At 55.2% G+C, this 18,334-nt stretch carries 17 protein-coding genes and 1 tRNA gene; 11 read left to right on the top strand and 7 right to left on the bottom strand.

Going from position 1 to position 18,334, the window contains the following annotated elements; all coding sequences use genetic code 11:
* The first annotated feature begins 35 nt into the window (after window positions 1-35).
* Window positions 36-125, top strand: a tRNA-Ser gene (locus ACR0EO_RS04740).
* Between the two features lie 332 nt (window positions 126-457).
* Complete coding sequence (locus tag ACR0EO_RS04735) at window positions 458-1,072, top strand: YrbL family protein (protein WP_480687494.1); 615 nt, start codon at window positions 458-460, stop codon at window positions 1,070-1,072.
* A 63-nt stretch (window positions 1,073-1,135) separates the two neighbouring features.
* On the opposite strand, the gene ACR0EO_RS04730 is transcribed toward ACR0EO_RS04735, so the two are convergent.
* The 5 genes from ACR0EO_RS04730 to ACR0EO_RS04710 all read right to left on the bottom strand — a co-directional run bounded on the left by ACR0EO_RS04730 (window position 1,136) and on the right by ACR0EO_RS04710 (window position 7,109).
* Window positions 1,136-1,696: a sarcosine oxidase subunit gamma gene (locus ACR0EO_RS04730; RefSeq protein WP_480687492.1), complete on the bottom strand. Its 561-nt coding sequence runs from the start codon at window positions 1,694-1,696 to the stop codon at window positions 1,136-1,138.
* Complete coding sequence (locus ACR0EO_RS04725) at window positions 1,689-4,634, bottom strand: sarcosine oxidase subunit alpha family protein (RefSeq protein WP_480687490.1); 2,946 nt, start codon at window positions 4,632-4,634, stop codon at window positions 1,689-1,691. Before ACR0EO_RS04725 ends, ACR0EO_RS04730 begins: the two co-directional genes overlap by 8 nt.
* Window positions 4,631-4,918, bottom strand: a complete 288-nt coding sequence (locus ACR0EO_RS04720; RefSeq protein WP_480687488.1) for a sarcosine oxidase subunit delta — start codon at window positions 4,916-4,918, stop codon at window positions 4,631-4,633. Before ACR0EO_RS04720 ends, ACR0EO_RS04725 begins: the two co-directional genes overlap by 4 nt.
* A gap of 10 nt (window positions 4,919-4,928) precedes the next feature.
* The gene (locus ACR0EO_RS04715; RefSeq protein ID WP_480687486.1) at window positions 4,929-6,179 is read right to left on the bottom strand and encodes a sarcosine oxidase subunit beta family protein; all 1,251 of its coding nucleotides are present in this window, start codon (window positions 6,177-6,179) and stop codon (window positions 4,929-4,931) included.
* Window positions 6,180-6,263: 84 nt separating this feature from the next.
* A complete protein-coding gene (locus tag ACR0EO_RS04710; protein WP_480687484.1) occupies window positions 6,264-7,109 on the bottom strand; it encodes a LysR family transcriptional regulator in 846 nt (281 codons plus the stop codon).
* A gap of 106 nt (window positions 7,110-7,215) precedes the next feature.
* On the opposite strand from ACR0EO_RS04710, the gene ACR0EO_RS04705 reads away from it, so the two are divergent.
* Genes ACR0EO_RS04705 through ACR0EO_RS04680 form a run of 6 tightly spaced genes read left to right on the top strand, consistent with a single transcriptional unit; the run spans window position 7,216 to window position 12,898 of the window.
* Window positions 7,216-7,815 carry an amino acid synthesis family protein gene (locus ACR0EO_RS04705; RefSeq protein ID WP_480687482.1) on the top strand — a complete coding sequence of 200 codons (600 nt, stop codon included), beginning with the start codon at window positions 7,216-7,218 and terminating at the stop codon, window positions 7,813-7,815.
* Window positions 7,787-8,566 (top strand): alpha/beta fold hydrolase, encoded by a 780-nt coding sequence (locus tag ACR0EO_RS04700; RefSeq protein ID WP_480687480.1) that lies wholly within the window; start codon window positions 7,787-7,789, stop codon window positions 8,564-8,566. The genes ACR0EO_RS04705 and ACR0EO_RS04700 overlap by 29 nt, the downstream gene beginning before the upstream one ends.
* A complete protein-coding gene (locus tag ACR0EO_RS04695) occupies window positions 8,563-9,471 on the top strand; it encodes a flavin reductase family protein (protein ID WP_480687478.1) in 909 nt (302 codons plus the stop codon). The genes ACR0EO_RS04700 and ACR0EO_RS04695 overlap by 4 nt, the downstream gene beginning before the upstream one ends.
* Window positions 9,472-9,483: 12 nt before the next feature.
* Complete coding sequence (locus ACR0EO_RS04690; RefSeq protein ID WP_480687476.1) at window positions 9,484-10,518, top strand: LLM class flavin-dependent oxidoreductase; 1,035 nt, start codon at window positions 9,484-9,486, stop codon at window positions 10,516-10,518.
* Window positions 10,519-10,526: 8 nt separating this feature from the next.
* Complete coding sequence (locus tag ACR0EO_RS04685) at window positions 10,527-12,005, top strand: aldehyde dehydrogenase (RefSeq protein WP_480687474.1); 1,479 nt, start codon at window positions 10,527-10,529, stop codon at window positions 12,003-12,005.
* A 26-nt stretch (window positions 12,006-12,031) separates the two neighbouring features.
* Complete coding sequence (locus tag ACR0EO_RS04680) at window positions 12,032-12,898, top strand: urea carboxylase-associated family protein (protein WP_480687473.1); 867 nt, start codon at window positions 12,032-12,034, stop codon at window positions 12,896-12,898.
* Here the strand turns inward: ACR0EO_RS04680 and argE are convergent.
* Together argE and ACR0EO_RS04670 are read right to left on the bottom strand one after the other, a co-directional pair.
* Window positions 12,895-14,052 carry an acetylornithine deacetylase gene (gene argE, locus ACR0EO_RS04675; RefSeq protein WP_480688234.1) on the bottom strand — a complete coding sequence of 386 codons (1,158 nt, stop codon included), beginning with the start codon at window positions 14,050-14,052 and terminating at the stop codon, window positions 12,895-12,897. The two genes, ACR0EO_RS04680 and argE, sit on opposite strands and share 4 nt — an antisense overlap.
* The gene (locus ACR0EO_RS04670; RefSeq protein WP_480687471.1) at window positions 14,049-15,233 is read right to left on the bottom strand and encodes a M24 family metallopeptidase; all 1,185 of its coding nucleotides are present in this window, start codon (window positions 15,231-15,233) and stop codon (window positions 14,049-14,051) included. The genes argE and ACR0EO_RS04670 overlap by 4 nt, the downstream gene beginning before the upstream one ends.
* Window positions 15,234-15,317: 84 nt before the next feature.
* Between ACR0EO_RS04670 and ACR0EO_RS04665 the strand changes: the two genes are divergently transcribed.
* Genes ACR0EO_RS04665 through ACR0EO_RS04655 form a run of 3 tightly spaced genes read left to right on the top strand, consistent with a single transcriptional unit; the run spans window position 15,318 to window position 18,207 of the window.
* Window positions 15,318-16,361 carry a pyridoxal-phosphate dependent enzyme gene (locus tag ACR0EO_RS04665; protein ID WP_480687469.1) on the top strand — a complete coding sequence of 348 codons (1,044 nt, stop codon included), beginning with the start codon at window positions 15,318-15,320 and terminating at the stop codon, window positions 16,359-16,361.
* Window positions 16,358-17,503: a M24 family metallopeptidase gene (locus ACR0EO_RS04660; RefSeq protein WP_480687467.1), complete on the top strand. Its 1,146-nt coding sequence runs from the start codon at window positions 16,358-16,360 to the stop codon at window positions 17,501-17,503. Before ACR0EO_RS04665 ends, ACR0EO_RS04660 begins: the two co-directional genes overlap by 4 nt.
* Complete coding sequence (locus ACR0EO_RS04655; protein WP_480687465.1) at window positions 17,500-18,207, top strand: maleate cis-trans isomerase family protein; 708 nt, start codon at window positions 17,500-17,502, stop codon at window positions 18,205-18,207. Before ACR0EO_RS04660 ends, ACR0EO_RS04655 begins: the two co-directional genes overlap by 4 nt.
* Window positions 18,208-18,334: the final 127 nt, after the last annotated feature.

Genomic DNA, 18,334 nt, shown 5'->3' with positions numbered 1-18,334 from the left:
AAATCCCCCGGCGATGGTCCAAATATCGCGCCCACGGAGAGGTGGCCGAGTGGTCGAAGGCGCACGCCTGGAAAGTGTGTAGGCGGGAAACCGTCTCCAGGGTTCGAATCCCTGTCTCTCCGCCACTTACCCTCGATATCCGGTTTTCATTTCGATTTGTGCAGTAAGTCGTTAGACGGATGCAGGTACGTTTGCTCCCGTTAGTTGGTACTTAGTTTGCGTGTCGACATTCGGAGTTTTGAACGGGAAGTGCCTTGCGGTCCCGCTCTTTCATTGGACCGGTTTTCACCCAACCGGCTTCGCTGTGTTTTGAAAGCTTGGTTGAGAGCGTAACTTCTCTGTTACATTCAGGCAGATGATCAATTGTAACGGTTGCGAGAACGTTTTAAGACGGTCACTCATTTTTATACACGGCGCTCACCTTGACGCGCGTATTCTATGAACTGGACCCTGCTATATGATTGACCTGAGTGGTATCAGAGCACTGCGCGAAAGCCGCAACTACAAGATTTTCCAGCACCCCGAGCAGGAGGGGGCATTGTTGAAAGTTCGGGTGGATGCCGAAACGCGCAGCCACATTATCCCCCGTTACTCCGAGTGGCGCTATGGCAACCTGAGACAGTGGAATCGGGAGGCTAACGAATATCTTGCTGCGTTACATCGCGGCTGTCCGGAAATTGATAGGTTGGCGAGATTCATGGGTTATTCAACAACCACAGAAGGTCCGGCCATGGTCGTTGAAAAACTGACAGGCGTAGATGGCGACCTAGCGCCGACTTTGCATGCAGAACGTGTGGCGCTCCACAAAAAGGATCGTGAAGGCCGTCAGAAGCTGCACGATGAGCTGATGGAACTGCTCGACGACTTGAAACGCGGTCAGATTATTGTCGGGGATATGGGGTTCGAAAACATTGTTCGTGCGCAAGAGCGCGGCGGTAAGCTTGTTGTAATCGACGGGTTGGGTGAACGGGTAATGTTCCCGCTTTCGTTGTTCAGCAACTGGGCCTTTGAAAAGTCGATCGAACGCCGCCGTGAACGTATGTCCAAAGGGTTTGGCCTAAAGACTAGTTGAACGGCTGGTCGTGCTCAAACTCACTGATAGTATCAAAGGCCCGCTTCGTTTGGTTGTTGCATTCTAAAGCGCTGCCCGCATTGCAGTGGTGATAGCATGGTGCAGCGACCCAGCAGAGGATCGAGGGCAGTATATGCTGACCATTAGCGCTGTCCGGCAAAGTACAAAGCAGCCTATATGGTGGATCGCGCAGCGTGCGGCACTTCCCTCAGTAAACTTGCGCAGGTCCAGTTGGCACATGAGTTCCAATACCGCATGAATATCGTCACCGCTCAGATCAAAGCGCACCCATGCGTCGGTCTGCTCGGCAACCGAAGCTGTATCACCCACCAATGCTTTAACCTGCTCAGCCAAGTTCTCGTGCGTATCAAGCGGTGCCTCGACCATCCACTGTTCCGGTCCCGTCCAAAATATGGTTACTGACTTGCCAGCCCAGCGGCCAACACCGGGTGTTGGGGCGCCAACCAGTTGAGCCAGAGCTTTTTCAGCTTGTGCTTCCTTTCCCATACGCGCGGCGACTGAGGCCAAGGCGACGTCGGGTACTTCTGTGCACGTAACGCTACCGACATTGTCGACACGCGGCTCGGAACCGCCCAATGCGGTTTTCGCAACAAGATCATGCACGCAGACGTTCTCCTTCAGGATCGACAAAGTGGGGTGATACGAGTTCGACCTCGACGGTCAGATCGGTCAAAGGTGAGACCAGCCGCATTCTTTCGCCCAGCCTTTCCAAACCGTTCTTAACCAAACCCAAACCAATGTTGCTATTTAGGATAGGCGAATAAACCGAGGATGTTACGTAGCCTTGGTCATTGGCCGCATCGACAGGGCCATCGGCATTCATAAGATGTCCACCCGCAGTGATTTTCTCTTCTGCTTCCAACGGTTTTATTCCCACAAGCCGCAGGCCATCCGGTTCAACAAGGGCTTCGCGCTCGGAAAGAACCGAGCCGATGCCGTCCTTCTTCTTTGAGACCATCTTGCCCAAGCCAAGGTTCAGCGCAGTGGTTGTGCCATTCAACTCGTTTCCTGCTGCATGCCCCTTTTCGACGCGCATCACGCCCAATGCTTCAGTTCCATAGGGAACCAAATCGAACTCTTCACCCTCAGTCATCAGACGCCGCATAAGAGCATCGCCGTAACGAGACGGGACAGCAATTTCATAGGCGAGCTCGCCCGAGAACGAGATCCGGAATAATCGTGCCCGCAATCCGCCGCAGACAGTGACGTTTCCGCAGGCCATGAAAGGGAAAGCCTCGTTTGAAATATCGAAGTTTTGGTCGACGATCTTTTGCAACAGTTTACGCGAATTGGGGCCGGCTACTGCGTATTGGGCCCAAGCTTCGGTGGTCGAAACCAACTGTACATCCATGTCCGGGAATAGGCACTGGCGCGTGAACTCCATGTGGCGATATACACTGACCGCGTTTGCTGTGGTCGTGGTGACAACGAAGTGATCCTCGGCCATTCGCGCCGCGGTGCCGTCATCCATTACCATTCCGTCTTCTCGCAGCATTAAGCCGTACCGGGTCTTGCCAACCGCTAACTTGGCAAAACCGTTTGCGTAGATCCGGTTCAGAAACTCGGCGGCGTCAGCGCCTTGCACGTCGATTTTTCCAAGCGTCGTACAATCGCACACCCCAACTGAAGCGCGCGTCTGGCGTACCTCACGGTCTACAGATTGTCGCCAATGCGTCTCGCCGGGCAGGGGAAACCATTGTGCTCTAAGCCAGTTGCCAACCTCGACAAACACCGCGCCACGTTCCTTGGCCCAATAGTGCGAGGGCGTCAGACGTGTCGGATGGAATTCCTTTCCCTTAATTCGGCCGGCAAATGTAGCGATTGGAACAGGAGTGTATGGGGGACGGAAAATAGTTGTGCCGACCTCGGGTATCGACTTCCCTGCGACCTCGGCCATGATTGCCAGGCCAGTGATGTTTGAAGTTTTACCCTGATCCGTCGCCATGCCCAAAGTGGTGTAGCGCTTCAGATGCTCGACCGAGCGGAAACCTTCCTGATAGCTAAGCTTTACGTCCTTAACTGTGACGTCGTTTTGCTGGTCTACCCAAGCGCGCTTGCAACCCTCCACATACCAGAATGGCGTTTGCGCAACGGGCGCGTCCTCGGTCTCGGGAAAATCGGGTAGGGGGCTTGTAAGCTCCAGCGCTTTGGCCGCGCTTTCAGCGCCGGTTAGCAGAGCGCCGTGAGTGGACAAAACACCATTTGCAGCTCCTGCTACGAACATGCCCACTGGTAGCTCTCTGCCGGGCACAAAGGTGGCCAAATCCTCATCCCAGATCGGTCGACCGCGTTGATGGCAAGTCAGGTGTACATTCGGGTTCCAACCGCCGGACACGCCCAGCGCACCGCAATCCAATGTGCGCGTGGAACCATCGGGCATTGCTACATCAACAAAGGTCAGGCCTAGCCTACCCTTGGTGTCCTTTACGTGTGCGCCGCGCAAAACCTGATAGTTATAGCTGATTGGCGCGTCTTCACGCACATCAACGACCGCGGCAATCTTGACGCCCTTTGCGTGAAGGTCTTCAGCAGTGCGATGGCCATCGTCATTGTTGGTGAAAACCGCCACACGGTGTGATGCAGTGACCGCGAACCGGTTAGCATAAGTCCGTAATGCGCTGGCCATCATGACTCCAGGACGGTCGTTGTTTTCAAATGCGATTGGACGTTCTGTGGCTCCTGCGCAAAGCAGTGCTTTTTGAGTGTAGATGCGCCAAAGGATTTGTCGGGGTTTTCCTGAGGGCAGGGTAGCTAGGTGATCTCCGGTCCGCTCTACGGCTCCGTAAATACCGTGATCGAATGCACCAATCACAGTGGTGCGCGGCATCAGACGAACATTGGGTAAAGACGAAAGCTCCGCCACGGTCTGTGCTGCCCAGTCAGCTGCGCCTTGATCGCCCAACGCAAAGGTTTCGCTATTCAGGCGTCCTCCAAGCGTAAAGTCCTCATCTGCCAAAATGACATCCGCCCCGGAACGACCGGCGGTCAGTGCAGCCATCAATCCTGCTGGTCCTGCGCCGATGATCAGCAGGTCACAGTGACGGAACCCTTTGTCATATTCATCTGGATCTGCCTCTTGCGACAGCGAACCCAGACCAGCGGCGCGGCGGATCATTGGCTCGTATAGCTTTTCCCAAAGCGCGGCAGGCCACATGAAAGTCTTGTAGTAGAAACCCGCCGACAAGAAGTTTGAGAACATGTCATTTACGGCCAAAGCGTCGAATTTTAGGCTGGGCCAGCGGTTCTGCGATTTCGCCTCGAGCCCGTCAAACATCTCAATCGTCGTGGCGCGGGTGTTGGGCTCTTTCCGGGCGCCAGTACGCAATTCGACCATGCCATTGGGCTCTTCCGATCCAGCTGTCAGCAGCCCGCGTGGTCGGTGGTATTTGAAAGATCGCCCGATCAGCCGCACGTCATTGGCCAGCAGGGCTGAGGCCAAGGTGTCCCCCGGGTGCGCCGTATAGCTGCGTCCGTCGAACCGGAAGGACAAAGAGGTGTTTCGGTCGATCTGACCGCCATCAAGCCTGTTGGTCTGGGTCATTTGGATCGCCCTCTTGCGCGGGCCACGTCGCGGGCCAGTTCCACCTTTGAAATCTCATGCGTCAGAGTATTGCGTGTCACGACCAGCCAGGATCGGTCTCCGGCCTCGTGATACCACAGCTCCCGATGCTCTCCGGCCGGGTTGCCGCGTAAGTAACCGTATTCATAGAACGCCTCGGCCGCGTTTTCAGATTTCCAGTCAGGGCGGTCGATTAGGGACGCGTCGCCTAGGTAGGTGAATTCCGAGGCGTCGCGTGGGCCTAACAGGGGATGGTTGATAATCATGGAGGTCCCCTCAGTGCAGATTAGGCTGGTTGCCCACGCCTTTTTCGTCGATCATCCGACCGGTTCCGAACCGGCCTAGGCGATAGGCGGTGGCAACCGGGTGTGGTTCATCCTTGGCCAGCAGATGGGCAAAGCAATGGCCCGAAGCTGGGGTCGCCTTGAACCCGCCGTAACACCAGCCGCCATTGAAATAGAGCCCTTCGACCGGCGTGCGGTCGATGATGGGTGAGCCGTCCATCGACATGTCCATCACGCCGCCCCACATCCGCAGCAGGCGCGCACGTCCGATCATCGGCATCAGGGCCATGCCTCCTTCGCAGACATCTTCGACGACTGGCAGGTTGCCGCGTTGAGCGTAGGTATTGTAACCATCGATATCCCCGCCAAACACCAAACCGCCCTTATCGGACTGGCTGACGTAAAAATGGCCAGCGCCAAAGGTTATAACGCTGGGTAGGACGGGTTTCAGACCTTCTGAGACAAACGCCTGCAGTACGTGGCTTTCGATCGGCAGCCGCATGCCAGCCATTCCCATGACACGGCTGGAACTTCCTGCGACTGCGCAGCCCACCTTGTTGGCGCCGATGAACCCCTTGGTGGTTTCAACGCCCAAGCATTTGCCGTTCTCAATCCTTAGACCAGTGACTTCGCAATTCTGGATTATGTCGACGCCGTGCATATCGGCGGAACGTGCAAATCCCCAGGCCACCGCGTCGTGACGTGCTGTACCTGCGCGGCGTTGAACCAGGCCGCCCTTGATCGGAAAACGAGCGTCGTCGAAATTCAGGTATGGGTGTTCCTTGCGGACTTGTTCCGCATCCAGCAATTCGGCGTCCGCGCCATTCAAGATCATTGCGTTGCCGCGTCGAATGTAGGCATCGCGCTGGCCATCGGTATGAAACAGGTTGATGATTCCGCGCTGGCTCATCATTGCGTTGTAATTCAGATCCTGCTCGAGACCTTCCCACAACTTCATCGAGAATTCATAGAACGGTTCGTTCCCGTCCAGCATGTAGTTTGACCGGACAATGGTCGTGTTTCGACCCACGTTGCCGCCACCGATCCAGCCTTTTTCGACTACGGCCACGTTGCGCTGACCATAAACTTTGGAAAGGTAGTGCGCCGTAGCCAAACCGTGACCACCACCGCCGATAACGACGATGTCGTAGTGCGGTTTGGGTTCTGGTTCGCGCCAAACCGGTTTCCACCCCTTGTGGCCGGTTAGCGCCTCTTTGATGACTCGAAAGCCGGAATATCGCATGAATCGGACCTTTTTTGACAGAATTCACTATTCTGAGGTGTTTGGATATCCTCAGATGCGACATCGACTTGTCTAAATCAGCCGCTAACTGGAAAGCGTTCGCGAGAACCAATCCACGAACGCCTCAACTTCGGTCGAGTTTCGCTGGACTGCAAGAAAATACCCTTCACTCGCTGGTGCCGACGTTTCAGCGGCAAGATGAACCTGCCCGGTGTGAAGGGCGTGTTTCGCAATCAGGGCATTCACCAATGCAACGCCGCTGCCGGTCGTTGCTAGCTTTAGCGCCAGACCATAAGAATCTACATAGTATGTAGGCGCATGTACGGGATGACCGGTATCTTCGGCCCAGGAAGCCCAGTTGTCCGACGTGCCCACGGATTCGATTAGCGGAAGCTCTTGCATCACTCCTTCAGACAAGGGTGACTTTACGGCGAGCAGCCTGTTGGGCTGGAGCGGGATGGCGTTCTTTCCAACTTGTTTCTCTGATCCAAATCGAATCTCCACATCAGCGCGCGATGCCGCGTATTCGTCCGGCCAAATGGTGCTGACAAAGCGTACAGATGTATTCGGGTGTTCAGACTGAAATCGCGGTAGGGCAGGTGCAATAACCCACTCTAGAACGCTGACCGACGCAGCGACGGTAATGTGGCGTGCGTTATCTTCGGCCAGGTAAGGTGACGCGGCGGTTTGCAACATTTCAAGCGCTGCTTCGACCTGAGGAAGAAGCTTTCTCCCTTCGTCGGTCAGGGACAAACCGCGCGCGTGACGATGAAAAAGCATCACACCTAAGCGTGTTTCCAAAGACTTGATCTGCTGGCTGACGGCCGATTGTGTCAGCCCGATTTCGTCCGCTGCCGCCGTAGAGCTAAGCCGCCGAGCTGCTGCTTCAAACGACCTGAACCACGTGAGTGGAGGCATGGATTTTGTCATCGGTAACTCACATATTACTGTTATTAATACCTAAGACCGAAGTTCTTTCGTTTGTCAAAGCGCTCCTACTCCAGAGATATGAGGGCAACAGAATTGGGAGCGCGTCGTGGAGCCTGAAATCCGAAAAATCGTAACCTTTGACGAAGAAGTCCTGGTTGAAGGTTTCCGTAAAGCAGAACGCCCTTGGCGGATGTTCGCGGTGGCAGCAGTGGTCAAAAATCCGTGGGCTGGGCGTTATGTCGAAAATTTACAGCCCGAAATTTTAGCCTATGGTCCGATCCTCGGAGAGGTGTTGACCAGCCGTATGATTGCTCTGGCCGGTAGTGGAGAGGCAATCGAAGCCTATGGCAAAGCTGCAGTAGTGGGTTTGGACGGAGAGGTCGAACATGCCTCAGGACTAATCCACACCCTGCATTTCGGAAACATCTTCCGTCAGGCCGTTGATGCGAAATCCTACCTGTCATTCACCAATACTCGGGGCCCGGCGAACGCGCCTATTATGGTGCCCTTGATGGATAAGAACGATGCGGGACGGCGGTCGCACTACCTGACGCTACAGTTCGCGATCCCTGATGCGCCGCGTGCGGATGAAATCGTCGTTGTTCTGGGCGGGGCAACGTCGGGTCGGCCGCATCACCGCATCGGAGACCGGTATCAAGATTTGAAGGACCTGGGTCATGACGTGGACAACCCAGCCTCGGTCTGAATTTGGTTCTCTGGCCGCGATTGATCGTGGCCAAGGACCATTGGTTGTGTTGCTGCACGGTGTCGGCCTTCGCGCCGAGGCCTGGGGCGGACAGATAGCCCCCTTGGTTGCCGCCGGTTACCGGGTCGTTTGCCCTGATATGATTGGGCACGGTGAGACAGCGTTCTACGAACCTGATGGGTTGGAAAGCTATGCGTCTGCGGTGGCTAGGGCTGTAGAGGAACCAGCAGTTCTCGTTGGCCATTCGATGGGGGCGCTGATGGCCGCTCATATAGCGGCATCGGGCAATGAGCATGTCAAAGGTATAGCCGCCTTGAACGCGATCTTCCGGCGTGCTCCAGCCGCACGAGACGCTGTAGTTGCGCGGGCACGTGCCTTGGATGCTCAACGTATGAACGACCCAACAGTCACTTTGAGCCGCTGGTTTGGAGATGGGGTTTCGGCCGAGCGTGCGGCTTGTGATGAGTGGCTGCGCGAGGTCGATCCCCGGGCCTACAAGGCGGCCTATACGGTCTTTGCAGAAAGCGATGGTCCGACACAGGCCCAACTAAGCGAAATCGCATGTCCCGCGTTATTTTTGACCGGAGCAGATGAGCCGAATTCCACCCCTCAAATGTCGGAGGAAATGGCGAAGTTGGCACGAAAGGGTCGGGCCGAAGTCCTACCTAATGCAGCGCACATGATGCCTATGACCCACGCCGATGAAGTCAATTCCATCTTGCTGAGTTTCATTCAGGAGTGCTTGCCATGACTGCCTTGGACCCCCGAGCGTTGCGTGATGCGTTCGGTAGCTTCATGACGGGTGTAACCGTAGTTACGACACGTGATGCGAATGGGGCTCCGGTCGGGTTTACGGCTAACTCGTTTTCTTCGGTGTCTCTGGAGCCTCCGTTGTTGTTGGTTTGCCCAGGCAAGTTTCTCTCCAGCTATGAGGTGTTTACAGGGTGTAAACACTTCGCTGTGAATATTCTGGCTGAAGGACAGCAAGAGGTATCGAACACCTTCGCGGGGTTCAAAGGCGATCGTTTTGCCAAAGTGCCTCATCAAAACGGTGTTAAAGACCTACCGTTGATTGACGGCGCGTTGGCGCAGTTCTGCTGTGAGACTTTCCAGACCATCCCGGCCGGCGATCATACTGTTCTGATTGGTAAGGTCTTGGACTTTCACCATGCCTCAGGTGACGGCTTGGGATACGTTGGTGGTTCGTATTTCAGTCTAGGGCTTGAACGCGAAATAGATGCCAAAGTCCCAACGATCTGCGGCGCTATTGTCGAGTCCAACGGCAGTGTTTTGCTGCAAAGAGACAAAGACGTTTTTGCTCCGGTGCAAATCTCAGGGGCCGAGAGAGGTGGCCAGCTAAACCGACTGACCGAGGGGTTGTCCGAACGTGGAATCACCGCGCGGATAGAGCAGGTCTATTCCTCGTTCAACGATGTCGGCACTCGGCTGCATTACACGTTCTTCCTTGCGTCGGCCGACCCCATGGACCCACCAGAGAATACCATTTGGGTTCCAGTAGATGACCTGCCGAACCTAACCTATGCCAACCAAGGCATTCACCGCATGATGACCCGCTTCGCGCGCGAAGCCCGCACGGGCGACTTCGCTCTTTATTTGGGCGACGCTGAGCAGGGTGAGATCCATAGTTTTCGTTGAAGGAGCCGTTTGATGGAGTTTTCGCTGTTTGCGCACATGGAGCGTCTGACGCCCGACCAACCCCACGATGTTTTGTACGACGAATTCGTTGGATTGGCGAAAATGGCAGACGAAGGTGGAATGCGGGCCGTTTGGACCGGTGAGCATCATGGGATGGAGTTCACTATTGCTCCAAACCCATTCCTGCCATTGGTCGATCTTGCGCACCACACAAAGAATGTCCGTTTGGGAACCGGCACTGTGATTGCGCCATTCTGGCATCCGATCAAATTGGCCGGAGAGGCCGCCTCGGCCGATCAGATCACCAAGGGTCGCATCGAACTGGGAGTTGCGCGTGGGGCCTATTCGTTTGAATACGAGCGTCTTGCACCGGGAATGGACGCTTGGGAAGCCGGTCAAAAAATGCGTGAGTCCACGCCGTTGTTGCCAAAGATCTGGCAGGGCGATTGCGCTCATGAGGGCGAATTCTATTCCTTCCCGGCTACGACCTCAGCTCCGAAACCGTTGCAAGACGGAGGTCCGCCTATTTGGATCGCGGCGCGTGATCCCAATAGTCATGAATTTGGCGTTCACAACGGATTCAACATTCAGGTCACGCCGCTGTGGCAGGGAATGGAAGAAATCGAGACATTGATGAGCCGCTTCAACGAAGCCTGCGAAAGCTATGCTGGGCCGCGTCCGAAAATAATGTTGTTGCATCATACCTATGTGGGCAAAGACGAAGCTGATGTAGCACAGGGTGTCGAGGATTTGAGACGCTACTATAATTACTTCGGTGCGTGGTTCCTAAACAAACGCCCTGTTCAGCAGGGCCTGATCGAACCGATCTCGCAGGAAGAGATGGATGCGAACCCGATGTACACGACCGAGAAATTGGGCCGCGATCTAACCGTCGGCACCGCGCAGCAGGTAATTGACCAGATCAAACGTTATGAAGATCTGGGGTATGATGAGTTTTCGTTCTGGGTCGACAGCGGGATGACCAATGAAAGAAAACGTGCGTCTTTGGCGCGGTTCATCGATGACGTCATGCCAGCTTTTCAGTGAGGACCATCATGGGAAATCTTCAACATTTTCAGTTGTTCATTGACGGTGAATGGACAGAAGGTTCAGACGCTCAGGTCATGACCTCAGAGAATCCGGGGACAGGTCAGGGATGGGCCACTTTTGCTTGCGCCTCGTCTTCGGATGTAGAACGCGCCGTCGCGGCGGCTAAACGCGTTTTGGACGACCCGGTTTGGCGTGACATGACGCAAACAGAGCGGGGAAAGCTTTTATACCGACTGGCTGATCTAGTGGCGGAAAACGCCTCTCGACTGGGTGAGTTGGAGACAACAGACAGCGGCAAACTGTTGGCTGAAACGTCAGCGCAGACTGGGTATGTGGCGGACTACTACCGTTATTTTGCTGGGTTGGCGGATAAAGTCGAAGGTACGGTTCTGCCTATCGACAAACCCGACATGCATGTGTTCACCACCCGTGAGCCTATCGGTGTTGTTGCTGCAATCGTTCCTTGGAATGCGCAGATGTTCCTAACGGCAACCAAACTTGGTCCGGCATTGGCAGCAGGATGTTCCGTCGTTCTAAAGGCCTCGGAAATTGCGCCAGCACCAATGCTGGAATTTGCCCGGCTGATCGAACAGGCTGGGTTCCCACCGGGTGTCGTCTCGATCATTACCGGCGACGCTGAAAACTGTGCTATCCCCTTGACCCGACATCCGGATGTCGACCGAATTGCCTTTACGGGCGGGCCGGAAACAGCACGGCATGTCGTGCGCAACTCGGCCGAGAACTTTGCTGTCACTTCATTGGAGCTGGGTGGCAAATCCCCCATACTCGTCTTCGATGATGCCGATCTGGACGGGGCTGCGAACGGGCTTATTGCGGGGAATTTTGGTGCTTCGGGCCAAAGTTGTGTGGCTGGAACACGCGGTTTAGTGCACCGATCCATTTTAGAGCCGCTGATTGAGTTGATCGAACAAAAGGCCAGCGCCATTCGGTTGGGAGATCCTTTGCAATCCGATACTCATGTTGGTCCGCTATGTACGGCTGCTCAGGTGCGCAAGATCGAAGCCACGCTGGCCAAAGCGCAGGGGCAGGGAGCGGTTATCCGTTTCGGCGGCTCAGTTGCGGATCGTCCGGGCAACTATATAATGCCCACGCTGGTGCAGTGTGTCTCACCCGAGACCGAAACGCTGCAGGTCGAAATGTTCGGGCCGGTAATGTCATTGCTGCCATTCGACACTGAAGAAGAGGCGATCGCATTGGCGAATAGTACACCCTACGGTTTGGGTTCAGGGGTCTTTACGCAAAACTTAGCGCGAGCGCATCGGGTATCGAAACGGATCAGAGCAGGGATTTGCTGGGTCAATACCTACCGTGCCATCTCACCCATTGCTCCGTTTGGCGGGTTCAATCAATCGGGCTACGGGCGTGAGGCTGGAGTAGAGGCGATGCTCGATTACACCCGAACCAAAACAACCTGGATCAGCACATCCCAAGAGCCGATGGCGAACCCGTTCGTTATGCGCTAAGCCTGTCCAAAAGCAGGGGGGCTCAGATGAAACTGGAGAAACCGAATTTTGTGGCACCTTCGGATGCCGAGGATCGAAAAACCATTCATCCGGTCATTTGCTACCCGCCGGAGACTTTGGAGCAACCGGACTTGGCCGCTCTGCACAAGTTGCGTCAGGTGGCCAGCAAAACGGCCGAAGTCACTGCGGCCCCTCGTGATGCCGCCTGCATCGATGTTCCTGCTGGAGCTTTCGTGCGGGTTGTATCGGTAGATGGGCCGCAGGTCGGTGACCTTAACATGTGGAACAAGCATGACCTGACCGAACGGTTCTATTCGGGTAAAACTCGCGCACTCCATGGAACTCATCTATCAACCGGCGACCGGATGTGGTCCAGCTTTCCGAACATGCGCCCGATGGCTACTATCGTGGCCGATACCTTGGATTGGTACGGTTTCGATTCTTTTGGTGGCTCAGTGCATGACGTGATCGGAACACGCTGCGACCCTTATACTGGACGTCTGTTGTCCGGCGATGACTACCATTATTGCTGTCACTCTAACCTGACGCGTGCCCTGGCCAGTCATGGTGACCTGCCGTTGCAAGAGGCTGAAACGCTCGTACATGACGTTCTGAATGTCTTTATGTGCACCGGCTTTACCCGTGACACGGGCCAGTACTTTATGAAAGCCAGTCCGGTGAGGCCCGGTGACTACCTAGAGTTCTATGCCGAAATCGACCTGATCGTAGGCCTATCAGCGTGTCCGGGTGGAGATTGTTCTTCCGAGCATTCGTCAGACGCCGCGGCGTGCTATCCGCTAGTGATGGAAGTCTATGACCCCGGTGAAGCCGAACGCGCGGCCCATGTACAGCCCGCGCGATCCGCTTATGATCGGACCCATGGCGTCGGTTAAGCCGTCAGGCGTTGACCAAGCCTGGTTAGCATCCGGCAGCACAGATCCAACTGCTCAATCTCAAGGAACTCGTCCGCCTTGTGCGCTTGGGAAATCGACCCCGGACCGCATACGATTGCGTGGACGCCTAGCTGTTGGAACAGGCCTGCTTCGGTGGCAAATGACACAACTCCGGTGCCATTTGCGCCGGTCAATTCGGCAACTAGCTCGCGGGCAGCGTTTTCTTCCATAGGTTCCAACCCTGCCACTTCGGCGGTAATATCCCGAGTTATGCTTGCATCACTGTAGACGGCTTGCATGGCGGGCAGGAGCGAATATTCAACGTAATCTGACATGGTCTTCTTAACCAAATCCGCATCGCTTGCCTGCACAGGTCGCATTTCCCAACCAACTTCGGCCTTGCTGGCTATGACGTTGTGAGCAACGCCGCCGCTGATCATACCGACGTTGATTGTGCTCCACGGTGGCTCAAACGCGCTGCCTTTGGGCGCTCGGGTTTTTAGATCCGCTTGAAGCTCGAGCAGTTTACCTATGTAACGCGCTGCATACTCGGCAGCATTAACACCATCATCCGGGGCCGAGCTATGCCCCTCAAGCCCGACGAAGCGGGTTGTGTATTCAAAGCAGCCTTTGTGCCCTTCGATAACGCGCATCTCAGTTGGTTCACCGATAATGGCAATATCAGGAACGATGCCACGTTCCGCCAGATCACTCACAAGGTTCTGAGCGCCAAGACAGCCTGTTTCCTCGTCATAGGTGAATGCGAAATGCAGCGGTTGGGACAGTTTGCCGACATCCAGCGTTTCGGCAAAAGCAAGTGATGCCGCGATGAACCCCTTCATATCGCAGGTGCCACGGCCAAATAGCTTTCCATCGCGTTCGGTCATTTGAAACGGATCGGACGTCCAGTCCTGATCCGCTACCGGTACCACATCTGTGTGCCCGGATAACAAGATTCCGCCTGGCATGTCCGGTCCCAGAGTGCCAAACACGTTTGCTTTTGCCCCGGTTTCGTCACGGGTTTCAATGCACCGGGCACCCAGTGCTTCAAGCCGTTCGGTCAGGTATGCGATCATGTTCAAGTTTGAATCCGCAGACACGGTTTCAAAGGCTATCAGTTCGCCGAGAATTTCTATTGAGCGTTCGAGAGTCATGGTTTTGTAAAGAGCTTTCTTGGCCGATTGCAAAAACACTCGGCGGGTCCGGTTTCGGTGATAAGGATCGACTCGGTGATTTCCAATCCCCAGTCGTCCATCCAGAGGCCGGGCATGAAGTGAAAGGTCATACCGGCTTCCAAAACGGTCTCATCTTCGGGGCGCAGCGATATTGTCCGCTCACCCCAATCTGGTGGGTAGCTCAGGCCAATCGGATAACCACACCGCGCCCCGCGCTCGATTCCAGCGCGTTCCAAAGGGGCCGCTAGGGCAAGCGCAATGTCTCGTGCCTGATTGCCTGCTCGCGCCGCTTCAAGCCCGGCCTCAAGACCCTCAACCAAAGCTGCTTCGGCCTGTAGCAGGTGATCGGGTGGTTGGCCTAGAAACACAGATCTGCAAAAGGGGGCGTGATAGCGGCGATAGCAGCCTGACAGCTCAAAAAAGGTGCATTCACCAGATTTGAAGGGCGCACCGTCCCACGTCAGATGTGGGGCTGCGGCATCCGCGCCAGAGGGCAACAAGGGTACAATCGCGGCATAGTCGCCCCAATCCTCTCCAACGCCGGTGATCGCGTCGTGGTAAATTTGCGCGACCAATTCGTTCTTACGTAACCCCGGCTCAACTCGTTCCAGAACGCCATCAATGACACGCTCGGAAATGCGTGCAGCCTTGCGCATCAAAGCGATTTCTTCGTCGGATTTCACAGCACGCTGCCAATTGACCAAGGCAGTTGCGTCGATCAGGTCAGCGTCAGGTAGCTCTGCCAACAACGTAAGGTGCGCTTTGGCCGAGTAGTAGTAGTTGTCCATTTCAACGCCAATACGACCTGCAGCAAGGCCGTTTTCCCGCATCAAAGCAGCAAGGTTTTGCATGGGGTGGCGCACGGTGGACTGAACGTACTCGTCGGCGTAGCCGAATATTAGATCGTCCGACATCCACACTGTTCGCAGCGCGCCATTTGCATCCTGATTTCGCCCCCACCAGACCGGATCGCTGTCATGTTGGATCAAGACACCTTGGTGAACATAAAAGGACCATCCCTCGTACCCGGTTAACCAGGCAATGTTTGACGGATCTTCTATGAACAATGCGTCCAAACCTGCAGAGGCCATAGCCTTACGGGTCTTGACCAGTCTGCGGTTGTACTCGGCGCGACTAAAGGCTGGATCAGCGTGAGGCAAAGTTGGCTCCTGTGATGACCAGTTTTGTTGACAGAACTTTACGAATGCGGTCTCGTCAATGGGTAACTCAAGAAAGACATCCAATTGAAAATCACATCCAACCCCCATCGTGGCGGCCAGAGGTTGATTGAAACCGCGCCGTACCCGTCTACTGATGCTGACCGTGTGGCAGATCTTTTGAAACAGTGTCCCGCCGCCGCCGAGACTCCGTTGATTAATGCCGATGGTCTGGCAGATGTCGGCGCGGTTTGGATTAAGGATGAACGCGGCCGTATGAACCTGGGCTCGTTCAAGGCGCTGGGTGCGGCTTATGTCATTGCGCGGCACGCCGCGGACTTGTCCGACACGCCGGACCAAACGACACTTACGGGCCGTACTTACGTCACTGCAAGCGCTGGAAATCACGGTATGAGTGTTGCTGCAGGCGCACGAATCTTTGGTGCCGATGCCGTGGTTTATATCGCGGAAACTGTGCCCGAGAGTTTTGCTGACCGTTTGCGCGCCCAGAATGCTCGGGTTGTTCGCCAAGGTGCAGATTACGCCGCAAGCATGGAAGGTGCCAGTACAGCGGCGCAGGAAAATGGCTGGATTTTGCTTTCTGACAGTTCGTGGGAAGGCTATTACGATCTGCCTCATACTCTCATGGAAGGGTATCTTCAAATGGCAGCCGAGGCGGCCCGGCAATGCCCTGAGCCGCCGACGCACATCATGCTGCAGGCAGGTGTTGGCGGATTGGCCGGCGCTGTCGCGGCTTATGCAAGAACTGTTTGGGCCGATGAACCTCAGATCATCGTGGTAGAGCCCGATGCAGCACCAGCTTTGCAGGCAAGTATTCAAGCTGGGGCATGCGTTTTTGCTGATGGGCCGGAAAGCGTAATGGGTCGGCTTGATTGCAAAGAACCTTCGTTGATTGCACTTAACGGCCTTGCTCGGGATGCAGATATGTTTTTGACCCTGACGGACGATGAAGTAACACAACATCTTCCGGCGATGGCAGACGCCGGCGTAGCCACAACCGCGTCAGGAGGGGCAGGGGTTGCAGCTGTTATGAATGAGGATGTTCGCAAGGCCGTTGGAATAGGCCGTGATGCGCGCGTATTGTGCTTTTTGTCTGAGATCGCGGAATGAGGGGCTTTGAAACAGCTGAGTTTCGCGCGCGAACGGAACGCGCACAACTCCGCATGGAGAAGGCGGGCCTTTCCGCCCTGTTACTGACCACAGAGCCAGAGATACGATATTTCACAGGGTATCTGACTCGGTTTTGGGAAAGTCCCACGCGCCCTTGGTTTCTGGTTGTTCCAGCTTCGGGCAAACCGATTGCGGTCATCCCATCGATTGGTGCCGCCCTGATGGGGCAGACATGGGTGGACGATATCCGAACCTGGAGCGCACCTGACCTAAGTGACGACGGAATTAGTCTGTTGGCCGACACGCTGAACGAGGTCGTGCAGGAAAGTGGGCACATAGGTTTGCCTGACGGGCTTGAAACACATGTTCGAATGCCGTTGTCGGATTTTCACCGATTGGACAGGGCGATTGGATCCCGAAAGCTGCCTGGTGATGACGGTATTTTACGTGCGCTGAGAATGGTCAAATCGTCCGCAGAGGTTTCCAAGATTGAAACCGCTTGTTCGATTGCCGGACGCGCCTTTCAGCGTGTCCCCGAAATCGCGGGTGCGGGCGTGGCTTTGGACGTAGTATTCCGCAATTTTCAGATGCTATGTTTAGAAGAGGGTGCGGATTGGGTTCCGTATCTCGCCGGCGGTGCCGAGCAGGGGGGATACGCAGACGTTATCTCGCCAGCTCGCGAAACACCTTTGGCGTCGGGAGATGTGCTTATGCTGGATACCGGATTGGTTTGGGATGGCTATTTCTGTGACTTCGATCGCAATTGGTCCGTCGGGGCGGTTAGTGCGGACGTCAAAGATGCGTATGCACTTCTGATCGAGGCCTCAGATGCCGCTTTTGAAGAGGCCCGACCCGGCGCAACCGCTTCTCAGCTTTTTCACACTATGAACAACGTCGTGTCCCGGAACAGCGGCGATACAGGGGCTGGCCGCTTGGGACATGGTTTGGGAATGTCTTTGACGGAATGGCCTTCTCTGATTCCGACCGACCACACAGTGTTGGAGCCAGGAATGGTTTTGACACTGGAACCCGGCATCGCTGTCGGAGGCAAGATCTTAGTCCACGAAGAGAACATACTGATTACTGAACGAGCGCCCCGGTTTTTAAGCCCCCGCGTAGGGCCAGAGTTGCCAGAGCTATGAGTTATTTGCCGTACACTTTGGACGAAGATGACGTGAACGTTGCACCGATGGGTCTAATCGTTCTGCAAACTGATGAAACCATAGAACCCGAGTTCAGCGCTTATTTCTCTGACCGAACCTGTCCTCTTTACGTTTCGCGAATCCCCAGTGGTGTGAATGTCACGACAGATTCTCTTGCAGAGATGGAGAGAGCTCTGCCTGCAGCGGCGGATCTGTTGCCAAAGATTCGGCCCTACCGTGTTGTTGGCTATGGCTGCACCTCAGCCAGCTCGGTCATTGGGTCCGATCGGGTTGAGCAAATGGTTCAGAAAACCTGCAATGTCGACGTCGTTACGAATCCGCTGAGGGCGGCGTCAGCCTGTGCAGCGCATTTGGGAGTTTCAAACTTTGCGCTTTTGTCGCCGTACATCGAAGAAGTGAATGAGCCTCTGCGGCGGGCATTCGCTCAAAACGGGGTTTCTATGGACGTCTTTGGCTCGTTCGGAGAGGCGGAAGAATCGAAGGTTGTTCGAATTTCAAAGCAGTCGGTTGTCGATGCCGCGATGAAACTTGGGGCCGATTCGGCGGTTGAAGCTGTTTTTCTAAGCTGCACAAATTTAAGAACTTTTGACGCGATACCGGAAATTGAAAAACAGCTAGGGAAGCCTGTTTTATCAAGCAATCAAAGCCTTGCGTGGCATATGAGAGAGTTGAACTCTGCCTGAGTTTTGCACTCGCAGCGAACTTCTTGTCACCACACCGTCATATTTTAGTTGCGTGTCGCGCCTTGCATGTCCTTAAATGAGCCCGATTGGTCTTTTAGATCCGGATAAACTGGGCAGACAAAAGACC

Source organism: Ruegeria sp. BE9, from assembly GCF_056538765.1.
The sequence above is the reverse complement of the archived record's forward strand: the minus strand, read 5'-3'. Positions and strand labels throughout refer to the sequence as shown.

What these genes read in the sequence shown, in the direction of transcription:
- ACR0EO_RS04735 (WP_480687494.1), top strand. Translation starts at nt 458, where the DNA reads ATGATTGACCTGAGTGGTATCAGAGCACTGCGCGAAAGCCGCAACTAC.
- ACR0EO_RS04725 (WP_480687490.1), bottom strand. Translation starts at nt 4,634, where the DNA reads ATGACCCAGACCAACAGGCTTGATGGCGGTCAGATCGACCGAAACACC.
- ACR0EO_RS04720 (WP_480687488.1), bottom strand. Translation starts at nt 4,918, where the DNA reads ATGATTATCAACCATCCCCTGTTAGGCCCACGCGACGCCTCGGAATTC.
- ACR0EO_RS04715 (WP_480687486.1), bottom strand. Translation starts at nt 6,179, where the DNA reads ATGCGATATTCCGGCTTTCGAGTCATCAAAGAGGCGCTAACCGGCCAC.
- ACR0EO_RS04710 (WP_480687484.1), bottom strand. Translation starts at nt 7,109, where the DNA reads ATGACAAAATCCATGCCTCCACTCACGTGGTTCAGGTCGTTTGAAGCA.
- ACR0EO_RS04700 (WP_480687480.1), top strand. Translation starts at nt 7,787, where the DNA reads ATGACGTGGACAACCCAGCCTCGGTCTGAATTTGGTTCTCTGGCCGCG.
- ACR0EO_RS04695 (WP_480687478.1), top strand. Translation starts at nt 8,563, where the DNA reads ATGACTGCCTTGGACCCCCGAGCGTTGCGTGATGCGTTCGGTAGCTTC.
- ACR0EO_RS04690 (WP_480687476.1), top strand. Translation starts at nt 9,484, where the DNA reads ATGGAGTTTTCGCTGTTTGCGCACATGGAGCGTCTGACGCCCGACCAA.
- ACR0EO_RS04685 (WP_480687474.1), top strand. Translation starts at nt 10,527, where the DNA reads ATGGGAAATCTTCAACATTTTCAGTTGTTCATTGACGGTGAATGGACA.
- ACR0EO_RS04680 (WP_480687473.1), top strand. Translation starts at nt 12,032, where the DNA reads ATGAAACTGGAGAAACCGAATTTTGTGGCACCTTCGGATGCCGAGGAT.
- argE (WP_480688234.1), bottom strand. Translation starts at nt 14,052, where the DNA reads ATGACTCTCGAACGCTCAATAGAAATTCTCGGCGAACTGATAGCCTTT.
- ACR0EO_RS04660 (WP_480687467.1), top strand. Translation starts at nt 16,358, where the DNA reads ATGAGGGGCTTTGAAACAGCTGAGTTTCGCGCGCGAACGGAACGCGCA.
- ACR0EO_RS04655 (WP_480687465.1), top strand. Translation starts at nt 17,500, where the DNA reads ATGAGTTATTTGCCGTACACTTTGGACGAAGATGACGTGAACGTTGCA.